The following is a 208-nucleotide window of genomic DNA, read 5'->3' on the forward strand; positions in this document are numbered from 1 at the left end:
ACCAGCCCAACCGACATGCCGGTATGGCCTAAACGGGCCGCTAGCGCGGCACCCACCATGCCACCGCCGACAATGATAATCTCGTGATCCCACTGCATGAGACACTCCTTACGTTGAATAACGAGGGCATATTGCATACCCCTTTATTGTCATACAGTATCGGTTACTTGTCGCAGTGTTGCATAGGGTGATCCATTGACGCAGGCCG

Source organism: Halomonas sp. 3D7M (assembly GCF_014897885.1).
In the GTDB taxonomy this organism is placed as follows: domain Bacteria; phylum Pseudomonadota; class Gammaproteobacteria; order Pseudomonadales; family Halomonadaceae; genus Vreelandella.